The 24,907-nt window shown below is 40.1% G+C and carries 19 protein-coding genes; 15 read left to right on the top strand and 4 right to left on the bottom strand.

The annotated features are described in order from the left end of the window. The first annotated feature begins 258 nt into the window (after positions 1-258). Positions 259-1,128, top strand: coding sequence for a methylenetetrahydrofolate reductase [NAD(P)H] (gene metF, locus T543_RS06400; protein WP_035766902.1), 870 nt, complete (start codon positions 259-261; stop codon positions 1,126-1,128). 242 nt (positions 1,129-1,370) lie between these two features. After that, entirely contained in the window at positions 1,371-2,945 is a 1,575-nt protein-coding gene (locus T543_RS06405; protein WP_035766904.1) for a transposase, read from the top strand. Positions 2,946-3,108: 163 nt separating this feature from the next. On the opposite strand, the gene T543_RS06410 is transcribed toward T543_RS06405, so the two are convergent. From T543_RS06410 to T543_RS06420, 3 genes are all read right to left on the bottom strand, one after another. Beyond that, positions 3,109-4,893, bottom strand: a complete 1,785-nt coding sequence (locus tag T543_RS06410; protein WP_035766907.1) for a methyl-accepting chemotaxis protein — start codon at positions 4,891-4,893, stop codon at positions 3,109-3,111. A 15-nt stretch (positions 4,894-4,908) separates the two neighbouring features. Then, on the bottom strand, positions 4,909-6,213 hold the full coding sequence (locus T543_RS06415) for an ABC transporter substrate-binding protein (protein WP_035766909.1): 1,305 nt from the start codon (positions 6,211-6,213) through the stop codon (positions 4,909-4,911). 105 nt (positions 6,214-6,318) lie between these two features. Continuing rightward, on the bottom strand, positions 6,319-6,945 hold the full coding sequence (locus T543_RS06420) for an NUDIX hydrolase (RefSeq protein ID WP_051638595.1): 627 nt from the start codon (positions 6,943-6,945) through the stop codon (positions 6,319-6,321). Between the two features lie 135 nt (positions 6,946-7,080). On the opposite strand from T543_RS06420, the gene T543_RS06425 reads away from it, so the two are divergent. The 11 genes from T543_RS06425 to T543_RS06470 all read left to right on the top strand — a co-directional run bounded on the left by T543_RS06425 (position 7,081) and on the right by T543_RS06470 (position 21,124). Next, positions 7,081-8,757, top strand: coding sequence for a M3 family oligoendopeptidase (locus T543_RS06425; protein ID WP_035766910.1), 1,677 nt, complete (start codon positions 7,081-7,083; stop codon positions 8,755-8,757). Between the two features lie 23 nt (positions 8,758-8,780). Then, positions 8,781-9,857: a tRNA 2-thiouridine(34) synthase MnmA gene (gene mnmA / locus T543_RS06430; RefSeq protein WP_255347218.1), complete on the top strand. Its 1,077-nt coding sequence runs from the start codon at positions 8,781-8,783 to the stop codon at positions 9,855-9,857. 144 nt (positions 9,858-10,001) lie between these two features. After that, on the top strand, positions 10,002-10,433 hold the full coding sequence (locus tag T543_RS06435; RefSeq protein ID WP_035766913.1) for a flavodoxin: 432 nt from the start codon (positions 10,002-10,004) through the stop codon (positions 10,431-10,433). Positions 10,434-10,456: 23 nt separating this feature from the next. Further along, positions 10,457-11,011, top strand: a complete 555-nt coding sequence (locus tag T543_RS06440) for a DUF3793 family protein (RefSeq protein ID WP_035766916.1) — start codon at positions 10,457-10,459, stop codon at positions 11,009-11,011. Positions 11,012-11,150: 139 nt separating this feature from the next. Continuing rightward, on the top strand, positions 11,151-12,923 hold the full coding sequence (locus T543_RS06445; protein ID WP_035766920.1) for a sensor domain-containing diguanylate cyclase: 1,773 nt from the start codon (positions 11,151-11,153) through the stop codon (positions 12,921-12,923). Positions 12,924-13,030: 107 nt separating this feature from the next. Further along, positions 13,031-15,484, top strand: a complete 2,454-nt coding sequence (locus tag T543_RS06450) for an amidohydrolase family protein (RefSeq protein ID WP_035766922.1) — start codon at positions 13,031-13,033, stop codon at positions 15,482-15,484. Beyond that, entirely contained in the window at positions 15,477-17,009 is a 1,533-nt protein-coding gene (locus tag T543_RS06455; RefSeq protein ID WP_035766934.1) for a Y-family DNA polymerase, read from the top strand. Before T543_RS06450 ends, T543_RS06455 begins: the two co-directional genes overlap by 8 nt. A gap of 58 nt (positions 17,010-17,067) precedes the next feature. After that, positions 17,068-17,490: a hypothetical protein gene (locus tag T543_RS06460; protein ID WP_035767032.1), complete on the top strand. Its 423-nt coding sequence runs from the start codon at positions 17,068-17,070 to the stop codon at positions 17,488-17,490. Between the two features lie 948 nt (positions 17,491-18,438). After that, on the top strand, positions 18,439-19,833 hold the full coding sequence (locus T543_RS06465) for a hypothetical protein (RefSeq protein WP_035766935.1): 1,395 nt from the start codon (positions 18,439-18,441) through the stop codon (positions 19,831-19,833). 335 nt (positions 19,834-20,168) lie between these two features. Beyond that, the gene (locus T543_RS15855; RefSeq protein ID WP_155843185.1) at positions 20,169-20,318 is read left to right on the top strand and encodes a hypothetical protein; all 150 of its coding nucleotides are present in this window, start codon (positions 20,169-20,171) and stop codon (positions 20,316-20,318) included. 224 nt (positions 20,319-20,542) lie between these two features. After that, complete coding sequence (locus T543_RS06470) at positions 20,543-21,124, top strand: HD domain-containing protein (protein WP_035766936.1); 582 nt, start codon at positions 20,543-20,545, stop codon at positions 21,122-21,124. Positions 21,125-21,179: 55 nt separating this feature from the next. Here the strand turns inward: T543_RS06470 and T543_RS06475 are convergent, their stop codons facing one another. After that, positions 21,180-22,121: an FKBP-type peptidyl-prolyl cis-trans isomerase gene (locus T543_RS06475; RefSeq protein ID WP_035766938.1), complete on the bottom strand. Its 942-nt coding sequence runs from the start codon at positions 22,119-22,121 to the stop codon at positions 21,180-21,182. A 189-nt stretch (positions 22,122-22,310) separates the two neighbouring features. Here T543_RS06475 and T543_RS06480 point away from each other — a divergent pair, with 189 nt between their 5' ends. After that, positions 22,311-23,183: a tRNA modification radical SAM protein MnmL/YtqA gene (locus tag T543_RS06480; RefSeq protein ID WP_081829975.1), complete on the top strand. Its 873-nt coding sequence runs from the start codon at positions 22,311-22,313 to the stop codon at positions 23,181-23,183. Between the two features lie 135 nt (positions 23,184-23,318). Beyond that, complete coding sequence (locus T543_RS06485; protein WP_035766942.1) at positions 23,319-24,851, top strand: flotillin family protein; 1,533 nt, start codon at positions 23,319-23,321, stop codon at positions 24,849-24,851. The last annotated feature ends 56 nt before the right edge of the window (positions 24,852-24,907 follow it).

Below are 24,907 nucleotides of genomic sequence, written 5' to 3' on the forward strand. Positions count from 1 at the left end.
TTCCATGGAAGGGAAACGACATGGAAACAGGTTTTTTATGCCCTTTTTTAGGGACCGTTGCAGTGATCAAAGGATGGATCGCAAGCTTGATAACCATATATAGGAAAGCTGCCGGGCTGCCCCCTGGCAGCTTTCGCAAATTAATGGACAGTACAAAGATCAAATGAAAAAATGTTAAACCATGTTAAATAAGAACATTGTCATAACGAATAGAATTAAGGTATTATATAGTGAAATTAAGCGTTTTAAGGAGGAGTTATGGGAAAAATAGTAGATTTATATAAGAACAATAAAACAGTGTTTTCCTGCGAGATATATCCGCCCAAAAAGGAAGAGGAATTCAATAATATCCACGAAAAGCTGACCAGGCTTGCAGAAATCGGACCGGATTTTGTAAGCGTTACATATGGCGCCGGCGGATCAAATGCCGGAAAGGCTATAGATATAGCGGATTTCGCTAAAAATAAAGCAAAACTGGAAGTATTATCCCATATTACAAGTGTAGGATTTAATAAAGAAAAACTTCTTGAAGGATTAAAAAAATTCAACGAGATAGGAATTGAGAATGTGCTTGTTTTAAGGGGTGACAGGCCTAAAACAATGACAGATGAAGAGTACAACTCAAGAGATTTCCAGCATGCAAATGAGATGGCAGAATTTATCAGGAATAATGGACTTGATTTTTCCATTGCAGGGGCATGTTATCCGCATAAGCATCCCGAAGCTGTTTCAGAAGACGATGATATTCGCAACACTAAGAAGAAGGTAACAAGCGGATGTGAGTTCCTTATATCGCAGCTCTTCTTTGATAACGACTATTTCCTCAGATTGCAGGAAAACTTAAGAAAATTAGATGTTAATGTACCTATTTCAGCAGGGATCATGCCTATTACAAGTGCTAAACAGCTTGGAACAACAGTTACTTTGTCAGGCACGACTGTTCCGGAAAAATTATCGGATTTAATTTCAAAGCATGGAGACAATCCTGAGGAGATGAGAAAATACGGAATTGAGTATGCGATCCGACAGTCAGAAGATCTTATAAAAAGGGGAGTAGATGGTATACATTTGTATATCATGAATAAGCCCGAACTTGCCAGAGAGATTTTTCAGGCGCTTGGGCATTGAAAAATTACCAAAAACGTCAAATATATGTCATTTGGCAATATTTTGAGATTTAAGAGCGATTATCTTGTTGGACGATTAAATTATCAAAAAATATAAAAAGGCCACCTTAAATCGCGAAATATGAAGCTGATTTTTTTAAGACAAAAATAAAAGGGGCTGTGAAATAATCAGTTCATGAAAAAAAGAGAAGTAATAGCTGGAAACAGCCGATTACTTCTCTTTTTTCATGGTAAAATATTACCATGATCAATCAAACCAATTCTTATAATACTCTAAATCAGGGCGTTTTACCATTTTTTATTTCAGATTGCTTGGATATCTGTGATCCGGTTTTTACTTTTGACGAACTCGTGGGAGGTATGAATCTTGAGAAGTATCTGAAAAATGTGCCAGAACATAAGCTTGGCAGAATCAGATATAATCCAGTCAAAATGCTGAAAACCGTACTATTCGGTTTTATGAGTGAAGGATATATTTCACTAAGAGGACTTCAAGAAAACTGTAGGGTTAACATTCGATTTATGTATCTTATGGACAGGGAAACTCCTTCTTACAGAACCTTCAGCTATTTCATAAACGATGTGTTACAGGATTCAATAGAGGATGTTTTCAATGATATTAATCAGGAAATATTCAGCAGGCATAAAGTTGACCTGAATCATCTTTACATTGATGGTTCGAAGTTTGAAGCTAATGCTAACAAATATACTTGGGTATGGAAGAAGGCAACGGAAAAATCCCGTTACCGTCTTTTTGAAAAGATTACTGAATTACTGCAAGAAATCAATAGCGATCTTCAGTGGAGCGGAATCAAGATTGAGACTAATACAGAGTACATGCCTGAATATATGAATCAGATAACAGAACGTTTTTCTGAGATATGGAAACTTGATATTTCTGCTTTTGTTTCAGGGAAAGGTCATAGGAAAACTGTCCAGCAGCGACAGTATGAAAAACTTGTAGAGTACACAACAAAGCTCAATGAATATGTCACAAAAATCAGCATCTGCGGAGAAAACAGGAACAGCTATTCAAAGACAGATCCTTCCGCTACATTCATGAGAATAAAGACAGACTACATGGGAAACGACCAGCTTCTTCCCGCATACAACGTTCAGATTGGTGTAGCTGATGAATACATAGCAGTTGTTGATGTTAACCAATACAGATCTGATATGGACTGCTTCATACCACTGATGAATAAGTTCTATGAAACATATGGTTTTTATCCTAAGTATCCTGTAGCTGATGCCGGTTATGGCTCGTTCAATAATTATATCTTCTGCGAGCAAAAAGGTATGGAAAAGTATATGAAATTCACGATGTTCAAAAAGGAGACAACAGATAAGAAATATCACAATAATCCATTCAGAGCAGTTAATTTTGAAATTGGTGGTGATGGAAAAATGCGTTGTCCAAATGGGAAGACATTTAACTTTCTATACCGTAAACCTGTAAAAGGGAACCAGTATGGACGAAAGGAAGAAGTCTACCAATGTGAAGACTGCAGTGGCTGTCCCTATGCATCAAAGTGCAAGAAGACAGATGGCAACAGAACTGTAAGAATAAATGAAGAACTGACTGCCATGCATCAGGAGGTCATAGATAATCTTGAGAGCATCCAGGGAGCACTTCTTAGAATGAACAGATCCATTCAGGCGGAAGGTACTTTCGGAATCATCAAAAAGGATCGCTGGTATAAAAGAATAGTCCGAAAAGGAATAGAATCTGTAAAACTTGAGGTTCTTTTAGTTTCTATAGGTTACAACTTATATAAATATCACAATAAAAAGATGCGTCTCCAAGAAGCTGCCTAATCAAAAAAGTTTGTAGTTTTTGGGGAAAGGGGCATTATACTCTATTTTTGCCAGAAACAGCATACCTCACAAAAAATGATAAAAAAAGGGAGCTGGAAAAAATGATTATCTCATTTTTTCACAGCCCCTTTTATTTTGAAAATATATGTGAAATAATTAAATTTTAAAGTGAAGTAAATTTTTCTGTAGTTTCACTAAGTTGTTCGGTAATCATATTATTCTTTCCGATCGACTCAGAGATTTTCTTAATTCCACTTACGATTTCGGTAGAACTTTCAGCAGACATTGAAATTGCGGTTGAGCTTTCTTGAATGGAATTGGTTATTGCCTGGATCGAATCAACCATCTCTGTCATGATTTCATTCAGGTTGTCAGCCTTCTGTGTAAATGAATTAAGCATTTCATCCATAATGTCAGCTGCTTGTTCATATTTTGCCCCGGTATCTACGAATTCATCGTAGTCACCAAGAACTGTTCCGTTAATAAAATCCAAAGCATGTTGAGCATTTGCGGCAAGCTTGTTTACAGCTTCAGTCACTTCATTACTTATATCCTGGATAGTTGAAGCGGTTTCTCTTGAATTATCAGCAAGTTCGCTGATCTCCGTAGCAACGACTGCAAATCCCTTACCTGCTTCGCCGGCTCTTGCAGCTTCAATTGAGGCATTTAATGCAAGAAGGTTCGTGCGCTTTGCGATATCGAGAATAACATTGGTCAGTTCGTTGATCTGGCTAACCTTCTCGGAATCATGTACAGATTTAGTAAGGGTTTCAGATAGCTGGGACATCTGATTTCCGGCATCTGTTTTCTTTGCATTAACTCGCTTTTTCAGTTCATTAGCTTCATCTTTTATAGTAGATGCGGTTTCATTCCCCTGCTCAGCCTCTTCGGATATGGTCTGTGCAGCGGCTTTGACGTCCTCTACACGATCATTAATATGGTTCAAAGTAGAAGAAACAGTTTCCATATTTGCAGATAATTCTTCAAGAGCAGCGGAGGTATTGGTCACACTATCATCAGCAATCTGAAGCTGTGAAGAAACTTCTTCGGAGGATGCTATAAGAACATTAGAACCGTGCTTAACATCCTTCATAATACCCTGAAGAGTCTCGATAAAATGATTTATACCAGTTGTTATGTAAAGAAGTTCTGATTTGGTTTTGGTGTTTATACGTGCGGTCAGATCACCATTTCCATCTTCAATATTGCTTATGATACCATTTACTTCATCGCTTATAGCACGTATCTTTCTAACGATATTCTTGTAAGAAATAAGGAAGTTTAATACTATCAAAATAACTATGATTCCAAGTCCAATGACAGCTGTTATGTTTCCGGATTTAAGCAAAGCCTGCATGGAAGATGTGGTCAAAGCAGCGGAATTATTTATCGCTTTATCCAATGTTTTAGTTGAGTGGAAAATGGCAATTTTTTGGATTTCCGCTTTATCAAAAAGAATAGTATAAGCTGTGTCCTTATCACCCGCATCGCATCTTGTTATAGCCTTATCGATAAGTGCTGATAGCCTGGAATATTGCTCGGATATTTCCTGGAGCTTAGCAGTAGCCTCTTCGTCATTAAAGCCGGCGAAATCATCATTTAAAAGAGAAATATCATCTGTTATTGTCTGTTTTGTAATCTCAATCTGAGGTAAAAGAGCCTCTTTTGTTTCGGCAGCATCAGCAGCGATATACCCGGTTGTCTGATCGTATAATGACATTATATCGGACTTAAGGTTAGCTTCATGTGTTGTGAGGGTCATCATTGAATCAAACATTTCAATACTGGTGCTTGTAGAACGACCCATGGCGTTTATAACAAATATCATTACGATAATAAATGCCAAAAGCATTGCCAGATTTAGAAATGAAAGCTGAGTCAATATAGAATCAATTTTACGAATAGTTACATTTGAAGGTGTTGCCTTATTCTCAGTACTTGTGTTCACTATAGTCACCTCCCCTTATAATTTTGAATACCATTCTTCAGTAATGGCCTTAATTTCGTTAACAAAGCCTTCAGCATCAACTTCACCGGTAGCAAACTTGGAAAAAGCGAATGCTAACCCATTTTGACCTAGTCCTGAGGGCATTTCCATCCAATGCCAGTTAGATGTTTTTCCGGCTGAAATATATCCTGAGATGACTTTTGCGAAAGGATCGGAAGCGACATATTTGCAGTCAGTGAAGGGACTGATAAATCCGGCCTCTTCAACAAGTATCTTTTGGGCGCTGTCTTCAGAACACCATTGCAAAAATGCTTTAGATGCTTCAACATCACCTTCTTTTATGATAGCCCACCACGAAGGTGCACTGGTAAGAATAGTATCCATACCGTCTTCAAAGCAATAAGGTAGCATTCCTACTTCGAAATTGCCGGCCTCAGCATAAGCATCGGCAGCATCGCCTGTCATGGTAGCCCCGATCCATGAGCCCTGAGTTACAAAAGCGTATTTACCGGAAGCAAATCCGAGAACCTGCTCATTATATGCACTTGCATTAAGCACAGCAGGATCAGAATATTTGATAAATTGTTCTATCATAGCTGCAAAATCAGCAATACGCTGATCGTCAAGCTGACCTCCATTATTTAGAAGATCGATATATGTGGTGTCATCTCTTGCAAGACCGGAATCCAAATATGTACCAAAAATATGATTTCCGGTTGACCATCCTACATCATTAGGGTCAGCACAAAGACCGATAACGGCAGTCAGACCAAGCTCATCTTTCTTGGCATCGAGGGTTTCAAATGCGGCGTAAAGTGCATCGGGACCGGTAATGGTAGCAGGATCGATTCCGGCTCTACTAAGAATATCAGCATTATAAGCAAGACCGATTGCTTCAGTAGTATAAGGAAAACCGATAACACCATAAGTAGGATCTTTGTACGCGGCATCAGTTTTGCTGACCCATGCCTGATCGCTCATATCAACAAGTAAGCCTTCCCAATTGCCAAAACCGGCAGCTTCACAAGCGATTATGTCGGGCATCTGGTCGGATAAATAGTAACCCTTAAGAGTAGCCTGAGCATCCACGCCGGCTGGTACTGCCAATACATTTACAGTAACACCTGTTTCTTTTTGATACTGGGCTGCAAGTTCCTCAATTTGAGAGGTTACTTCTCCTTTAATATTTAAAATTGATATGGATGTTTCTTCAGATGAAGTATCTGCAGGTGCCTCTGAGACTTCATTTTTATTGCAGGCACTTAAAATAGAACACGAAAGAAGCGCGATTAAAAGTAAAATGGATTGTAGTTTTCTCATTTTTTGCATCACCCCTTATAAGAAAATCGTATATTATGTCACAGTATAATTATAGTGTAAGATGCATGATATAAACATTAAATTAGTATAAAATAATACGATAATTCATATAGATTCAAGAAATAAATGGAGAAGTCTTGCTGTAAATCCCCAAATAATTCCATTATTTGTTTCGTAAAACCACATATCCAGTTTCTGGGAGTGCCACTTGTAGTCTTTTCCATCCGGTATCATCTCAAAAGGGAAGGAGTCTGAAGGAATGCTTTTTCTGGTCATGGTGCTGTATGACGGGGTTGACAAGAGCAGTTCATCCAATGAATATGAAAAAACAGTTTCTACTTCATCTTCCGAAAAAGAGCTATTATAGTCCTCAAGAAGAACGACATAAGGAAATACAGTAGAACCGGCAGGACCGATCATTGGTCTCATGGATGATAATAATTTGATATGATCTTTGCCGTTTCCTGCTGGGAAGAGTTCCTCGCACAACTCGCGCATAGCTGCATCTTGGGGAGACTCGCCATCTTCAATTCTGCCACCGGGAAAACAGATTTCGCCCGGTTGAAAGTGCAGGTTATTGGAGCGCTTTTCGAATAACACATGTAATGCATCATCTCTTTTTACTAGAGGAATCGTTACTGCTGAGCTGCCTATAGGGTACTGGAGCTTGTTTATATAAGATGAATTTAATTTTTTTGAGATATGATCGATCGTGAGATTTTCTTTTTCCATAAAGCCCCCTAAATTAAAGTAGACACTATAAATAAAAGTTATCATTTTGCAAAATCTTTTTCAATCAGGGCTTGATTTTCAAGTCATCTTTAATATGATTGATAGAGGGAAATATAAAGTATCAGGAGGATGAAAATGAAATTTTCAGAAATGCCATATAACCACATCGACATGGATGAGGTTAAAAAATTTTTTGATGAGCTTATAGAGAAAAGTAAAAATGCAAAGAGTGGCGAAGAACAGTTCGAACTTCACCGGAAATACTACGAATTCATAGGCGAGATCAGAACAAACATCATTATCGGTGAGTTCAGACATAATGTAGATACTACAGAAGAGTACTATGCCAAGGAGAATGACTATATCGATGAGATAAGACCTCTTATTTCGCAGTACGAAAATGAATATACAAAAGTGATATTCAACTCTCCTTACAGAGACTATCTTGAAGAAAAGATAGGTCATCTTGCATTTAAGAACATGGAACTTGCAATGTCATCGATCGATGAGAAGATCCTTCCTCTTATGCAGGAGGAAAATGCACTTATCAGTAAGTATGACAAGATCATTGCATCTGCTAAGATTTTGTTTGATGGAGAGGAATACAACATATCACTCCTTAGAAAAAAGCTTACAGATGAGGACAGAGATACAAGAAAACGTGCCTGGAAAGCGCTCAGTGACTACTTTGTATCGGTAACAAGTGATATCGATGATATATATGATCAGCTTGTTAAGAACAGGACAAAGCAGGCAAAAGAGCTTGGATATGACAACTATATCGAACTTGGTTACAACCGTATGATGAGAAATTCATACAGAAGAGCTGAGGTTGAGAATTTCAGAAAACAGGTTAAAGAGAGCTTTGTTCCTTTTGTATGCAAGATCCAGGAAGCAAGAAGGAAGCAGATAGGCGTTTCAGAGCTGAAATATTACGACAATGACGTATTCTTTGCAAACGGTAATCCTGCACCCACAGGAACTCCCGAAGAAATAATGCAGTCAGGACTTGAAATGTACAAGGAACTCTCACCGGAGACTGCAGAATTTTTTGATTTCATGACCAAAAATGAGTTGTTTGACGTACTTGGTAGAAAAACCAAGAAGCAGGGCGGTTATATGGACTTTTTGCCCAAATACAAGGCGCCCATCATTTTTGCTAACTTCAACGGAACAAGCGGTGATGTAGATGTTATTACTCATGAGTGCGGACATGCATTTCAGGGCTATGTTACAAGAAATGAAGAGATACTTGAACATAATGATCTTACGATGGAAACAGCTGAGATCCACTCAATGTCCATGGAATACTTTACATACGGTTGGATGAACAAGTTCTTTGGTGACAGGTCAGATGATTATCTGAAGATGCATCTGGAGGATTCTATCACCTTTATCCCATATGGATGTATGGTAGATGAATTCCAGCACATCGTTTATGAGAAGCCGGAAATGACTCCTGCAGAGAGAAAAGAAGTGTGGAAGAACCTTGAAAAGACATACAGACCCTGGCTTGATTTTGATGGAGATCCGTTCTTTGATGAAGGCGGATTCTGGCAGAAACAGGGACATATTTTCTGGAGTCCGTTCTATTACATTGATTATGTTCTTGCAAGCGTTATTGCTATGCAGTTCAAGGTATGGATGGATAAGGACTACAAGGATGCATGGAATCACTATCTTGAACTGTGCAAGCTGTCAGTAAAGAAGCCCTATGAGGAAGAACTTCTTGAGGTTGGATTAAAGAGCCCCTTCAAAGACGGTACTATCAGCAGCCTTGTAAAGGATATGGAAGCTAAAGTTGAACTGTAATGCGTAAGTAAATGTACGCAATAATGAAAGAATCAAGAATGAGTAAAATTGTAGTTGGAATGAGCGGTGGCGTGGATAGTGCTGTAACAGCATATCTTTTAAAAGCTGCCGGTCATGAAGTAATTGGAGTTACACTAAAAACATGGGTAAGCGAAACCGGAGAACTCTCCAGGTGTTGCGAAATAGACGAGGCCGGCGCTGTATGCGACAGCCTCGGCATCCCTTTTTATGCGGTAAATTGCATGATGGAGTTCAGAAAGCACGTAACAGAGCCGTTTGTCGATGACTATGTTAACGGACGCACTCCTAACCCCTGTGTTGAATGCAACAAATATGTTAAATGGGAGCAGCTTCTGAAAATAGCGGATTCAATGGGAGCGCAGTATGTAGCTACAGGTCACTATGCCTATATTGATAAGCTGGAAAATGGAAGGTACGCTGTAAGACAAGCTGAGTACGCGGCAAAAGATCAGACATATATGCTGTATAAACTTACTCAGGAGCAGCTTTCGCGGACTATTATGCCTCTTGGAAAGCTCTCAAAGGATGAGGTCAGAAAAATAGCTGAGAGCGCTGGGATTCCGGTAGCACATAAGGCTGATTCTCAGGAGATTTGCTTTGTTCCGGACGGAGATTACGGCAATTATATCGAATCCCAGAGTATGACAGATATCCCGCAAAGTGGTAATTTTGTCGATGAAGAAGGCAATGTACTTGGAAAACATAAGGGAATAATCCATTATACTGTAGGTCAGAGACGCGGACTTGGACTTGCTCTTGGATACCATGCATACGTAAAAAAGATCGATGTCGAAAACAATACAGTTGTTATTTCAACCAATGAGTCACTCTTTTCAGACGAGATAACCTGCGACGACCTTAATTTTATGTCTATTGACAATATCGCAGAAAATGAGGAAATATCTGCGGTTGCGCGCATTAGATATCACCATGCCGGAGAAAAGGCTGTTATAAGAAGGACCGGAGAAGATGAACTTAGCATCAAATTCGAGAAACCTGTAAGAGCCGCCACACCCGGACAATCAGTGGTTTTTTATGATAACAATGGATATGTTATCGGCGGTGGCAAAATAAAATAAGTGTTTCAGATAGCTCTTGATAATTGTTATCAAGAGCTATTACTTGATAATTGAGTTAGTGTATGCTAACATATCAGAGTTAGCGATAGCTAACATGTGTCGTATATAGTTATTACATAAAATATTATCAGGAGGATGTATACAATGAGTAAAGTTAAGGTTGTTTTCTGGACGGGGAGCGGTAATACACAGGCTATGGCTGATGCGGTTGCAAGTGGAATAACAGGTGCAGGCGGGGAAGCTGAGGTTACAACTTTTGATGCTATTACACCTTCAGAAGCTGCTTCTGAGAATGTTATCGCTTTTGGTTGTCCCGCAATGGGAGCAGAAGTCCTTGAAGAGGGCACAGTTGAGCCTTTCATGGCTGAATATGAAACAAAATGCAGCGGCAAGAAGGTAGCTCTTTTTGGTTCATACGGATGGGGAGACGGACAGTGGATGAGAGACTGGCAGGACAGACTTACAAGCGCTGGAGCCCAGATAATCGGAGGCGAAGGCGTTATATGCAACAATGCTCCTGATGCTGATGCCATTGCAGCTTGCGAGGATATAGGAAGACAGCTTGCTCAAGCATAAATACTTGTATAGAGGTTTTTTTAATGGGAAGTGATGTGTATGCAAATATAGACTGGGGCGACATAAGGCACATGATAGTATTTCACTGTGCACCGGTACTTGCCGGTCTTAAAATATCCAACATGATGGTAACAAGTGAAGGCGGATATAGAGATGCCTGCATTTTTCTAAGAGGGTCAAACGTAGAGATATACGTACTTTCAAGGATAAATGGAAAAGTTGTTCTACTTCTATTTAACAGACATAAGCTTAATACATATCTTAACGTGAGAGAAAATGCTGATTTCCTAAAACAAATGGGGCATGAAAAGTGTGATCCTGAAAGCGTACTTTCAGAGCTGGCAAAAAGATATGTGAAATATCAAAAACGATTATCGGGATTTCCGCATGAGCTCGGAATCGTGCTTGGCTACCCGCTTTGCGATGTCATCGGCTTTATGAGGAATGAGGGGCAAAACTACCTGATAAGCGGATATTGGAAGGTATATGCTGGTGTTGAGCAGGCGAAAGCTCTTTTCAAGGCATATGATGATGCTACAGAGAAGATGCTCAGGGCACTTTTTGCAGAAAAAATTTAGTGAAAGTTTAGAGTTTGCGCATATAAAGAGCCGGTTTAGGTGTTATAATTTTTTATAGACTATGGAATTTTTATGTTAATTATTGGTTAGCTAAAGATTTGATAATGCCTAAATAAAAGAGGGAACATGGGACCGGTAAATGAAACAGTATAATTATGAGCTTACATGTCCTCAGGATGCAGGTAAAGCATTGGAAGAGGTTTATGCCTACACTCAGGGACAGCAATATAAATCTATTTTATTTCACTTATTTACAATTAAATTCGACAGCGAAAAAATAAATGAAGTCCAGAAAATGATTCTGGATGTTTTTCCGGACGCATATATAGCCGGTACGAGCTCGAATGGTGACATTTGTGATGGTCATCTTGCAGAGTACGGAATGGTTATGTCTGCGTCTGTTTTTGATTCTACAGATATCGATGTGTCTCTTCTGGAATGTGAGCCGGGGAATGAGCCTGAAATAGGCAGAAAAATCTGTGAAATCATAGATAGCTCTGAAAATATAAAAGCTGCAGAGATCCTCATCACTCTAAAGAGTATTAATAGCAATGATATACTCAGAGAAGCCGAGAAGTGCAGAAAAGATGTGAAGATTTTCGGCGGCGGCAGTGCCGGCTTCAATATCGACATGACAGACACCAGGGTCGTTGCAGGCGATAAATTAAGCGACAAAGGCGTTGCCCTTGTAACCTATTCAGGGAATGATTTTTATATAGACATTCACCATGCCATAGGATGGAAAGCGCTTGGAAAAGACCTTACTGTAACAAAAATAGAAGATAAGAGGCTTTATGAGCTCGACAATATACCGGCAGGTCAGATATACAGCAAGTACCTTGACATCCAGCCTGATGAGAACTTTTTTAAAAATATGCTCGAATTTCCGCTTATGTCGAGGCAGCATGGCTATGAGGTTTTGAGGCTACCTTTTTCCTGCAGAATGGAGGACAATTCAATTCTCCTTGCAGCTGCTGTGAAAAAAGGTTCTACCGTCAATCTCTCGTACGGGGATCCGGACGTGATAAGAACTGATGTGAATGCCCTTGTGGAAAAAACCAAAAACTTTGCGCCACAGGCGGTATTTCTCTATTCCTGCGGTGTCAGAAGGCTGTATTGGAAATATCTTATAAACAAAGAGACCGGTCCTTTTAGTCTTATAGCGCCTGTTAGCGGCTTTTATTCAAGCGGCGAGATCATGAGAATGGACGATTATATAATAGAGCATCACGTTACTCTTATAGCAATAGGCATGCGTGAAGGGGGAGAAGCAGAGGCTCAACCCACCGGTATCGGCGATAAAGCCATTGCAATGACTGAGGAACAGAAAATGCATGGCCAGCTCTCAATGGTAAGGCGCCTTGCTAATTTCATAAATGTTACCTCCAAAGAACTGATACAGGCCAATGAAGAATTGCAGAGAATGGCTGACACAGATGCTCTTACCGGAATGTATAACAGAAGAATGCTTGATAAACTTATCAGAACCGGTCTGGATCATGTGAAAAAATTTGATGTTAAGGTAGTTATAGGCATCATAGATATTGATGATTTTAAAGAAGTGAACGACACTTACGGGCATGCTATGGGAGATGAGGTACTGCGCGTAGTAACAAGAATAATACAGAATGAGATAGATAAAATAGATGGCGCTATATGCGGCAGATACGGCGGAGAAGAATTCTTGTTTCTGATCCCGCATCTCAGTCTTGATGAGGCTATTGAAAAAGTTGAGAAAATAAGAGCTGAGGTCGAGGAAACAAGTTTCGAGGATGTAGGGCATAAGACGATAAGTATCGGTATGTCGCAATACCATAAAGGTGATAATATAGAGCAGTTTTTCGAGCATGCTGACAGTGCGCTGTACGAAGCAAAAGGCTCAGGAAAAAACAAAATCTGTGTATGTAAATAAACGATTTTCATGGATTTGACTTAACAATTAAGCACAACATGATGACATGACATCAAAACAACATGACATCATGCTGTGCTATGTTTATATATTAAAGAGGACCCCAAATGACATATTTTACATGCTTTTTTCTGGATGCTGAAAAAGATATCATAGTTAGTTTATACAGGGATTTGGACAAGATATATTACGTGCTGTCCACGCCAAATCACCATACAGGCAACCTTATCAGAAATCTGGCAGATGCATGCAAGTTGCCTCTTTCAAAAGACGACAAAGATATGCTGATAATAAAAGGAGAGGTGCCATGCTATGTTGATTCAGCCAATAATGACATATATGTTTTCAGACTGGGAAATGTAGATGTGGCAAATATTTTTCCGGATGGAAGGGTGGATATAAAAGCGCAGGTGCCAGCTATAGCCAAGACACTGATGAGCCAGACCAAGGAGTACCGCCTTGAAAATGAGAAGACAATTTTCAGGACTTATGTGAAAAAGGACTTAAAATTCCGCTCAGACCTTCACACGCATATGAATGGCAACCTTCCCGGAGATGTCCTCATAGCATTGGGAATATGCCATCAGATAAGGTATCCGCTCTATTACGTGAAAAAACTGGATTTAAAGCTGACGGATTCTCAGTGGGAAAAGCTTGAAGCGCAGAGAATAAAGGTTGCAAGGCAGTTCGTATCCTCAGACCTTAAGGGAAAATATCTGGACAGAAGGATAAATGATAATACATTCATAAACTTTGCAGATCTGATCCTGAATAACCTTGATAATGCAGAGATGAATATTGTGAAAATACGAGGCTCCCTTGCAGTAATTAAAGATGGACAGGCTGTTTTTACAAATCTAGAGAAGGTATATCTGTATCGCTATGTTTTCACAAAAGGGACTGAAAGTGAGGTGAAGATTGAGCTTGAACACATCGATCAGATTCCCGATATGGATGTGAGAAAAACCTGCAGGCAGATGCTCAGGGACAGAGAAAATCCGTCTTATTGTGACAACACGATCTTCCAGGATAAGCTTTTGTGGATTGCAAGGACCTATAGATCACAAGGAGTATACTACGCAGAAATAAGCGACACTACACTTGTGAAAAAATATGAATCAATAGAAATGCTAAGACAGGTACACGAAGTAATGCCTAAGATCTATCAGGAGACTAGTGTAATGCTCAGGTTCCTTGCGGCTATCAGAAGGATTCCTTTGACCATTGTAAAAGATGCAGTCACACCGGAAAATTATCTGGAGCAAAACCTCGAGGTGTTAAGGGCAACTGCACTGGATCCATATGTCGCAGGGTGCGATTTTGTAGGGGAAGAGATCAATGATATCATCACTCTGGAGCCGGTATTTAGGGAGATTGTCAAGATCGCACAAGGCGACCCTTATTTTGTCATAAGAGTTCATGCCGGTGAAAACGACAGCCAAAAGGATAACATCGCTCATAGCATAGAATGTGTCAGAAATTCCCTTGCAAAGGGCCAGAAAATGCCGCATATGAGGCTTGGTCACGGACTTTATACATATAGCCCCAGGTCTCAAAAGGGAAAAGAAGTACTCAAACAACTAAAGGAAAACAAGGTTGTTGTTGAATTTCAGCTTACAAGCAATGTCAGACTGAACAACTTAAATTCGCTTGATAAACATCCGCTTAAACAATATCTGCGTCAGGGCATCTGGTGCGTGCAGGGAACAGACGGAGCCGCGCTTTACGGCACTAGCTCTGTAGACGAGCAGCTCTCACTTGAAAAAATGCTTGGGCTGTCGGATGATGAAATGAAGCAGATGAAAGAAGCTGAGAGCAGGATAATCGAGGAAAGCAGGATGGCTTATTCTGAGAAAAAAGCCCGCTTTTACGAGATGCTAAAAGGCCGTGATATGGAGGAAGTCCTCCTTGAGAAGATGAAGGTGGTAAAGATCAGCCGAAAGCTATCCGGATCCGAGCAAAAATATGATGCAAACAGAGAATTAAAGGACATGATAGCCGAGATTACATGGGACAGGCTGCCGGTAGCACTCATTGGCGGAAGCTTCAATACTGAGGGGCGTGCGACCAGAGTTATGCCGGAAGCGGCCGAGCAGATAGATGAGCTTTTAAAGTATTTAAATCCGGAAGAAGTGTGCTTCGTCATAGGTCATAAACTGACGGGATATGAGAAATATCTGGTAGAGCATAATAAGAGAAAATTCAAGATCTATGCAGTAGTTCCGGCTCTTATAAGCGCAAAAGAAAGAGAAAAACTGCGGGAGGCCGGTGTCATTATCCGCGTATCAACCGAGGTTGAGGGAATGGGCATCTATAAGAGCTTTAACTATGAGATATTTGAAAGACGTCCCTCTGTTGTTGTCGCTTTTGATGGAAACAGCGCAGCTGCTAACCTTATACAGGAAGCCAAAAACGGAAAGGGTAAGTCGGCTATTTTTATCTGGGAACGCTCGAAAACACTTAGACAAAAGGCAAACTCACTTCAGGGCTATGTGCGCTTTTTCGGAAAGGATGAGCCAATTGTTGAAGAATTAAAAGATATGCAAAAAGAGTATGAGTGATAATAAATGTTACATCGCAATTGATTTAAAATCGTTCTATGCCTCCGTCGAATGTCAGGATCGAAACAGGGATCCGCTGACTACAAACCTGGTGGTTGCCGACAGATCGAGGACAGAGAAAACGATATGCCTTGCAGTTTCGCCATCCCTGAAAAAGTGGGGAATACCAGGAAGAGCAAGGCTTTTTGAAGTTGAGCAGAGACTTAAAGAGGTAAATGAGGAGAGAAGGAGAAAAGCACCGGGAGGTCAGTTTACAGGGGAATCCGATGATGACGCACAGCTTCTTCTTCATCCTGAATATAAGATATCTTATGTGGCTGCAGTGCCTAGAATGGCGAGATATATGGAGATAAGCACTAAAATATATCAGATATATCTTAAGTATATCGCGCCCGAGGATATCCATGTTTATTCAATCGATGAGGTTTTCATGGATGTGACGTCATACCTTGGAACCTACGGGAAGACACCAAAAGAGCTGGCAATGATGATGATCTTGGACGTTCTTGATGCGACGGGGATAACAGCGACAGCCGGGATCGGGACCAATCTCTATCTTGCAAAAGTAGCTATGGACATCGTTGCCAAGCATGTTGAAGCAGATGAAAACGGCGTAAGGATAGCTGAACTTGATGAAATAAGCTACAGAGAAAAGCTGTGGGAGCACACACCTCTGACCGATTTTTGGAGAGTTGGAAGGGGATATTCCAAAAAGCTTGCCGGATTTGGGATTTACACAATGGGGGATGTTGCCAGATGTAGTCTGGGCGGAGAACATGATTTTTTAAATGAAGACCTTCTATACAAGACATTTGGCATAAATGCTGAGCTTCTGATAGATCATGCATGGGGCTATGAGCCTTGCACAATGGAGCTGGTAAAGGCATATAAGCCTGAAAATAACAGTATCAGTCAGGGACAGGTGCTTCATTGTCCATATACCTGTGACAAGGCCAGGATCATAGTAAGAGAGATGGCAGATGCGCTCGCAATGCAGCTTCTTGAGGATAAAAAGGTAACAGACCAGATAGTTCTTACGGTTGGGTACGACATTGAGAGCCTTAAGGATCCACAGATAAGAAAACAATATAAGGGCAGGATAACAACTGATTATTACGGGAGAAAAGTGCCCGAGCATGCTCATGGAAGTGCTAATTTGGAGAGCTTTTCAGCGCTCAGCGGGGACATCATAGATGCTGCGCTCAGCATTTTTGACGAACATGTAAATCCTATCCTTCTTGTAAGGCGCATAAACATAGTTGCAGGCCACATCCTTGACGTGGATACTGCGAAAAAGGCCAGCCGGGAGAGCTATGAGCAGCTTTCTCTTTTCGAAGATTATACACAAAAAGAGGAACATAAGAAACAAAAGGAAGAAAAAGATGCAAAGATGCTGGCACTTCAGGAAGCTACACTGGAAATCCAAAAGCGCTTTGGGAAAAATGCGATCATAAAAGGTACTTCCATGGAGGAGGGCGCTACCGGAATGGACAGAAACAGGCAAATTGGCGGCCATAAAGCTTGAAAACATAACGTGTGTGAAATATCAGGGCCATATTTTTATATGGCTTAAACGAGGAAATATGGGCAAATACGATGATATTATAAATTGCAAAAGGCCGGTATCGGGAAAATACCCTCAGATGCCTCTGGAGAACAGGGCGGCTCAGTTTGCACCATTTGCTGCGCTTACCGGATATGACGATGCTGTTGCGGAGACGGCACGACTAACGGATAAAAAGGCAGAGCTTTCTGAGGATTTAAGGCAGGAACTGGACAGAAAGATATCTGAAATCACAGCTATGCTGGATAGCGGCAAAAAAGTCACTATATCTGCGGAATACTTCGAAGAAGACAGCTTAAAAGAGGGTGGCAAGTATGTAACAAAGCAGGGAATGATCAAAAGAGTTGACATGTACCGCAGGCAGATTCTTTTTAATGATAAAAGCAGTATTGCGATAGATGATATAGCCAGCATAAATGTGGCAGACTTTTTTGATGAGTAGAGTGTTGGACATTTGTTGGACTTGAGCTTCCACAGATTATGAGGAACTAAGAAGTTCGGCATTACCTGAAGGGAAATCTTTCAATTCTTGCGGACGATTCCTGCTTTTTCGAATTCTTCAAAAGCAACAAGTCCCCGTGATTTCAAGGCAACTTGGGGCTTTTCCCGCTCCGCGACGCTGTGAGAAAAAGTGGAAAAGCAACAAGTCATGCTATTTTCATATATACTTGTGGCTTTTTGCCCTTGCCGCAAGAAGAATTCGATAAGTCATCGCATCTCCGAATTCATCAAAAGCAACAAGTCCCCGTGATTTCGAGGCAACTTGTTGCTTTTTCCGCTCCGCGACGCTGTGAGAAAAAGATCAAAAGCAACAAGTCTGTCCGAGTAATGGTTTGAAAAGTACATACAATTCAATAACAAAAAGGCAGAAAATGTAATCACATGCCTAGATAATGATTGCACACCTCTGTTTTTATGAGTGAAAAGATAATAAGTATGCCCGAAAAGCTGATAAATACTGGGTTTAATCCATTGCGTCAAAAAAATCGAATAAATTTCTAAAATTCTTAAACATTTCTAAAGTTAGCTTCCTCAAAAACGGATAAAATTATGCTAAAAGGGTTTTCGGAAGCATTGAAAATTCAAGTGTTGCGACGTATTAATTAAATTATAAAAAAAGTATAAAAATAATGTGAGTAGCTTTGAATTGTCAGATAGCATATTGACTTTTCTGGGGGGGGTGATACAATTCGAATTGTCACGTAGTTCATTACGAACGCAAGATTTAATCGTATCCGTGGTCGATTTCGAGTTTATGAAAAATACCTGTAAATTCTTGGGTTTTAGTCTAAAAAACTCTGACCAAAATGATTAGTAGTCATGTTACGGTTACATCTTCGAAGGTATGAGCTAATCAAAGAAAAGTCACTTTATGATGGAGGTAAAGAGAATGAAGCATTTTTCTAGAATTGGTGCAGCAGCACTTGCCCTTGCACTATCTGTAACTTTCGTTACACCTACTACTGTTTTGGCTGCGACAGAAACAAAAAGAGAATTAAATTATAACTATGAATATGAAGATGATAGCGATCTGATTGAGAGTAGTAGGACAGTTGTTGGTACTTATTCTGATGATGAAGAGGGATATGACGCTATGCGTGCTGCTGCGAAAGCGAACGGTTGGGTAACCTCGACATATAGTAATGGTTTAATACGTGCTTTTTATGATGATGATGAAGATAAGGCGTATTATTGGAATAAAGGTTATTATGGTGATGATGATGATGATTATCATTTTATAGTGACGTATACAACATATACAAATATAGCAACAGGAGTAACTAGTACATCAGAGGGTGATGTAAACAAAAGGTATTCTTCTGATTCTGCCGATTATCATAAGATTCAATCCAGTATCAAAATTAAGAAGGGCGAAACAACATATCTTTGTGTACCACTTAAAAATGGAGATACAGAAATAAAGAATGTTAAGTCTAAGAAAAAATCTGTTTTTACAGCTAAGTCATATAGCAAGATGGGTTCTGTGTATTCTACAGCCAATATAGCTAATATTGAAGAAGAGAAGAATGCTGATGGTACTTATACAATTTTCTATTACAATTCACTTGGAGAGAAGATTGTTGTAGGTAACAGTAAAGACAGTGATATAGAAAGCAAAATCAAAAATACAAATGGTTCCTCTGCATATAAATATATTAAGCTTGTAGCTAAGAAAGCCGGAAAAGGTAAGCTTACATATAATATCTTTAACAAGAATGGCGTTAAGACAGGAACAGCTTCGATCACAGTATATGTACAGGATGATACTTCTGTACTTAAGACCTTTACATTTGCTGGAAAATCTTTACTTTCTGACTATAGTGCTAACAACAATCTGAATTTTGGCAAGAAGGAAACGGATACATTGTGGAATGTGTCTACTAAAGGAAAAGGTAAGCTTGTAGTAAAGGCTAACAAAAATTATAAAATTACGAAAATTGAAGTCGGTAAGTTATATACAGAAACAAAAGCTTACGCAGATGGAAAAGGAACATATACAACAACATCTCATACAGTAGATGGAAAAGATGTTACATATAATTATACACCAGTTAAGTCCGGAAAGAAAATAAAGCTTAGCAAGGTATGCTATTATGACACTGATCTTAATTATGCTAATGATGAGTATGGCAACAAGAGTTCTTATACTGATGGTACTAATAGCAGAACTACAAACATTAGTGGTCTTTATGCACCTACATACATCAGGGTCACATATTACGACAAGATTACTAAGACTTACGGAGTAACAGGAGCAACTATTTATTATAAAGCAAAGAAGTAAAATGTCTGTTGTTAACAGATAAACAATAGCGTTTACATTCAAGTATACTCATATTGGTTTTTCCACCAACATTAATTGAGCCCGTGACAAAGTTTAATTTTTGAAAGGTATACTTGATGTGATATATGCCCGGAGCAGCTGCTCCGGGCATTTTTTATTACATACGAGGAAATTGCTTTCCTATGATATAAAAAACGTTCCGCTAAGGATTTTGTGTACCAGGTTTCTTAATCGTGTTGGACATTTGTTGGACTTGACTTCGTATACTTAATTCATCAAATCGAAAAAACAATGAAATAAAGATACATAAAACAATGATTGAGGGGGAAATGACAATGAACAGTATTAAGAAAATGGTTGTAACAGTACTTATTTGTGGAGTTGTTTTGGGAATAGCAGGACGTGTTGCGGATCATGTTGTGAATGCAGCAGATACTCCTGCTCACAGCTATTATGTAGGGGTTTGGGCTGATATTTACAAATAATAATTGTTGAATGATCAAAATCAAATGGAGAGAGTGATGTGCGTAAAACAAGTAGTAAAAGGATTTGGGCAGAATAATTTCTCCGATAGTTTTTGCCCTTATTGATATAAAGATACAAAAAACGAAAATAAACCGCAAATAGACCTTTTTCATGTGGAGTACTTCACATATAATGTAAGAGGTAATTTGCGGTTTTTGTTTGTTATGAAAGGGCTGCGCAAATAATGAATTTTCTGGGAAAAGAGGTAGCTTACAAGTGGTTTACCAAAGAAGTCAGGGATGACATCATAACCTGGCAGCTTGAGAACGGTAGAACGCTTGATGACACGGTAAAAGCATATTGTGATATAGAAAAGTATGGCAAGGCAATATTGGAGTCTGATTTGTTTGCCAAGGGTTTTGAACAGAGCCACCACAAGGTAACGACCGTTGGCGGGCATACCCTTCATGTCGTATTTACTGCCTTGGAAGCGGCCTATGAGAGACAGAAAAGAGAAGAGTCTGTAAACATTGAATATGTTGTTCAGGCCTGTCTTTTACATGATCTGGGAATAATAGGCCGCTATGAGAAGTATGCAAATAATCTGATTTGCTGCTTCAGGCATCCTGTAGATTCCGGGAAAATAATAAATGATCTGTTTCCGGGAACAGCAAATGAGGTCACTAATGCAGTGGAGAGGCACATGTTTCCTGCGACGATCATTCCGCCAACATCCGTGACCGGACTCATACTAATAAAGGCAGATAAAAGCGCTTCACTTAAAGAAACCAGTATTTTAAGGCGCAAAGAAGTAGTGCTTGCATGATGAAGATAAGCATAATAAAGAGCATCCGCAATGATGATCATTGCGGATGCTCTTTTTACTTAACGGCTACAAGCTCGATCTCGAAATTGAGTTCCTTGCCGGCCATTTCATGGTTTGCATCAAAAGTGATGTTTGTATCATCCTTTGCTACAACTCTAACAGGAATAGGTCTTCCGTATGCATCCTGAAGATATACTTCCTGTCCGGCTTCGAGGTTTTCTGAACCGGGCATTTCCTTTATTTCCACAGTAAAGATAGCGGCAGGATCTGCTTCGCCATAGGCTTCCTCAGGCATAAGGTGAATTTTTACCTTTTCGCCTACTTCCATGTTGGCAACCGCAGCGTCAAATCCGTGGATCATCATTCCTGCACCGCAGATAAATTCAAGCGGCTTTCCTCTGTCATAAGATGAATCAAACTGTGTTCCATCGTTGAAAGTGCCGATATAGTGAGTGCTGCAGATTTTTCCGGCATTTTTGCCTTCAACAGTAGGCTGCGTATGGCAACCGGCACATCCTGCACAGCCTCCCTCAGCGCAACCACCTTCTTCGCAGCCGCCGCATGACTCTTCATCACTATCACCGTGTCCGCCACATGCGTGTTCTTCTTCTGAGTGGTGTCCGCATGAATGACCATCTTCGTGGTCGCCGCAAGTATGACCTTCGCCGTGATGGTCGCAGTTAACACCTGTGCTTTCAAGCTCTCCTGCAAGATAAGAATTAACAACGTCATCAGTATTTCCGGAAGCTCCTGCAAATACTTCAATATTATTTTCGTTAAGGGCAGACATAGCACCGCCGCCGATACCGCCACAGATAAGCACATCTATATTGTTATCACCAAGCAGAGTAGCAAGTGCGCCGTGTCCGCTTCCGTTTGAATTCATGATCTCGGAAGAAACAACCTTGTTATCCTCTACTTCATAGATCTTGAATTCCTGTGTATGTCCAAAGTGCTGAAACACTTCACCGTTTTCGTAAGTAACTGCAATCTTCATTTTTGACCTCCATCTTGAGCATGAAAATTCGTGGATTTCATGCCGTTTTCCTATCAAGGTGCCATATAAGTATCCAATGGCACATGTAAATTCCATTATATAGTAGAAATTTTTTTAGTCAAATGCAGAAAATATAGTAAAATAACAGTCGAAAAGAGGAATAAATATCTGACAATTAAGGGAAATAAAATGATAAAACTGTTGAATGAATACCTAAAAGAACGGTTTGGCTGCAAGGTATATAAACTGGCCCTAAACGGCGGCTTTACATGCCCGAATCGCGATGGGAAGATAGATACCCAAGGCTGCATCTTCTGTTCGGCAGGTGGAAGCGGAGATTTTGCGGAAAGCCCTGATATGACGATCCATGAGCAGATCGAGAGTGGGAAAAAGCGCGTAGAAAAAAAGATAAAAAACGGCAAATACATCGCATATTTTCAAGCTTATACCGGAACGTATGCTCCAATAGATAAATTAAGAAAGCTGTACTATGATGCGGTTTCTCATCCTGATATAGTGGCGATATCAATTGCTACAAGACCGGACTGTCTTCCGCCGGAAGTACTTGATCTTTTATCAGAAATCAGGCAGATTAAGCCCGTGTGGATAGAGCTGGGACTTCAGACAATCCATGAAAAAAGCGCCAAATACATAAGAAGAGGCTATAAATTATCTGTGTATGACGAAGCGATAAAAGAGCTGAAAAAGCGACAAATTGAAGTGATAACGCATGTTATCATAGGCCTTCCGGGTGAGACTGTAAGTGACATGACAGAAACCGTCAAATATGTCTGCAATGCAGGAACAGATGGAATAAAGCTACAACTTTTACACATTTTGAAAAATACAGATCTGGCAATAGACTATGAGCAGGGACTTGTACATGCCCTTAGTGAAGATGAATACATAGATATATTAAAGGAATGTACCAAAGTAATACCTGAAAATGTCATCGTCCACAGACTGACTGGCGACGGAGATAAAAAAATCCTAATTGCGCCTATGTGGAGTGGAAATAAGAAACATGTCTGGAATCGGATACAAAAAGAGGTATTGGTGTGACAATTCACAGAAAATGCGAAATATAACTTTACAATATTCTCTTTTGTGTATATATTCGTATGGTTAAAAAATCTACAATATGACTATGCAAAGATTATTGCAGAGGGAACAATAATCCCGGAAAGGAAGGCATTTATGCTAACAAATTATTCACTATTAATCATTTTTGCAATTTTGATAGCCGTATTGGTATTAATTCTTGTCACCGGCTATGTTAAGGCTCCGCCGGACAGGGCTTATATCATTTCAGGTATCAGAAAAATCCCGAGAATACTCATCGGACGTGCAGGAATCAAGATTCCCTTTTTTGAGAGAGTCGACAAACTCTATCTTGGCCAGATGACTGTAGACATCAAGACAGAGCAGTCTGTTCCGACAAACGACTTCATCAATGTTAATGTTGACGCGGTTGCAAAGGTAAGGATTGGCACAACACCCGAGGCAATACAGCTTGCTGCCAAGAACTTCCTGAACAAGAATCCCGAACAGATCACAATGGATCTGCAGGATTCATTACAGGGTAACATGCGTGAGATCATCGGTACACTTGCACTTAAGGCGATAAATACAGACAGAGACAGTTTCTCCGATCAGGTTATGGAGAAGGCTTCAAAAGACATGAGTAAGCTTGGTATCGAGATCCTCTCATGTAACATCCAGAACGTAACTGATGAGAACGGCCTTATTAATGACCTTGGTATGGATAATACTTCCAAGATCAAGAAGGATGCAGCTGTAGCAAAGGCTCAGGCGGAGAAGGAAGTAGCTGTTGAGAAGGCAAGAGCTGACAAGGAAGCTAATGATGCACGTATCGCTGCAGATCTTGAAATTGCTCAGAAACAGCGCGACCTGGCTATGAAGCAGGCAGAACTTAAGCAGGAGACTGATGCCGCAAAGGCTAAGGCTGACGCAGCATATGAGATCCAGCGCCAGGAACAGGAAAAAACAATTCAGACAAACACTGTAAATGCGCAGATTGCAAAAGCTGAGCGTGAAGCAGAACTCAAACAAAAAGAAGTTGTAGTAAAACAGCAGGAACTTGCTGCCGAAATCGAGAAGAGAGCCGATGCTGATAAGTATCAGGCTGAGAAAAAGGCTGAGGCAGAACTTGTCCAGAGACAGAAAAAGGCTGAAGCTGCCAAGTACGAGCAGGAAAGAGAAGCAGATGCAAGAAAAGCTCAGGCTGAAGCTCAGAAATATGCAGCAGAACAGGAAGCTGCAGGTATCAAGGCAAAATATGATGCAGAAGCTGCTGGTATTGCTGCAAAAGGTAAAGCAGAAGCTGAAGCTATTAAAGCAAAAGGTATTGCGGAAGCTGAAGCCATGGAAAAGAAGGCAGAGGCTTATAAGAAGTACAACGGCGCTGCTATGGCTGAGATGATGATCAAGATCATGCCTCAGATGGCTGCTGAGATCGCTAAACCTCTTTCACAGATCGACAAGATCAATATCTATGGAACAGGTGACGGAAGTAACGGTGCTAGCCAGATTTCAGGTAATATGCCTATAGTAATGAAACAGGTATTTGATACAATGTCAGAAGCTACAGGTGTTGATTTTACAGAGATCATGAAGGCCGGAACATACGATGCCAAGGTTAACAAGAATATCAACATCAAGGGCGATGGCGTAAGCGTAAATATCGACCCTGAAAAAGACAACAAGTAAAGCATACAGATTGTAAATGAGACAGGGGCTGGAAAATGATCTCGCATTTTCCAGCT

It is taken from the genome of Butyrivibrio sp. NC2002, assembly GCF_000702265.1.
Classification (GTDB): Bacteria; Bacillota; Clostridia; order Lachnospirales; family Lachnospiraceae; genus Butyrivibrio.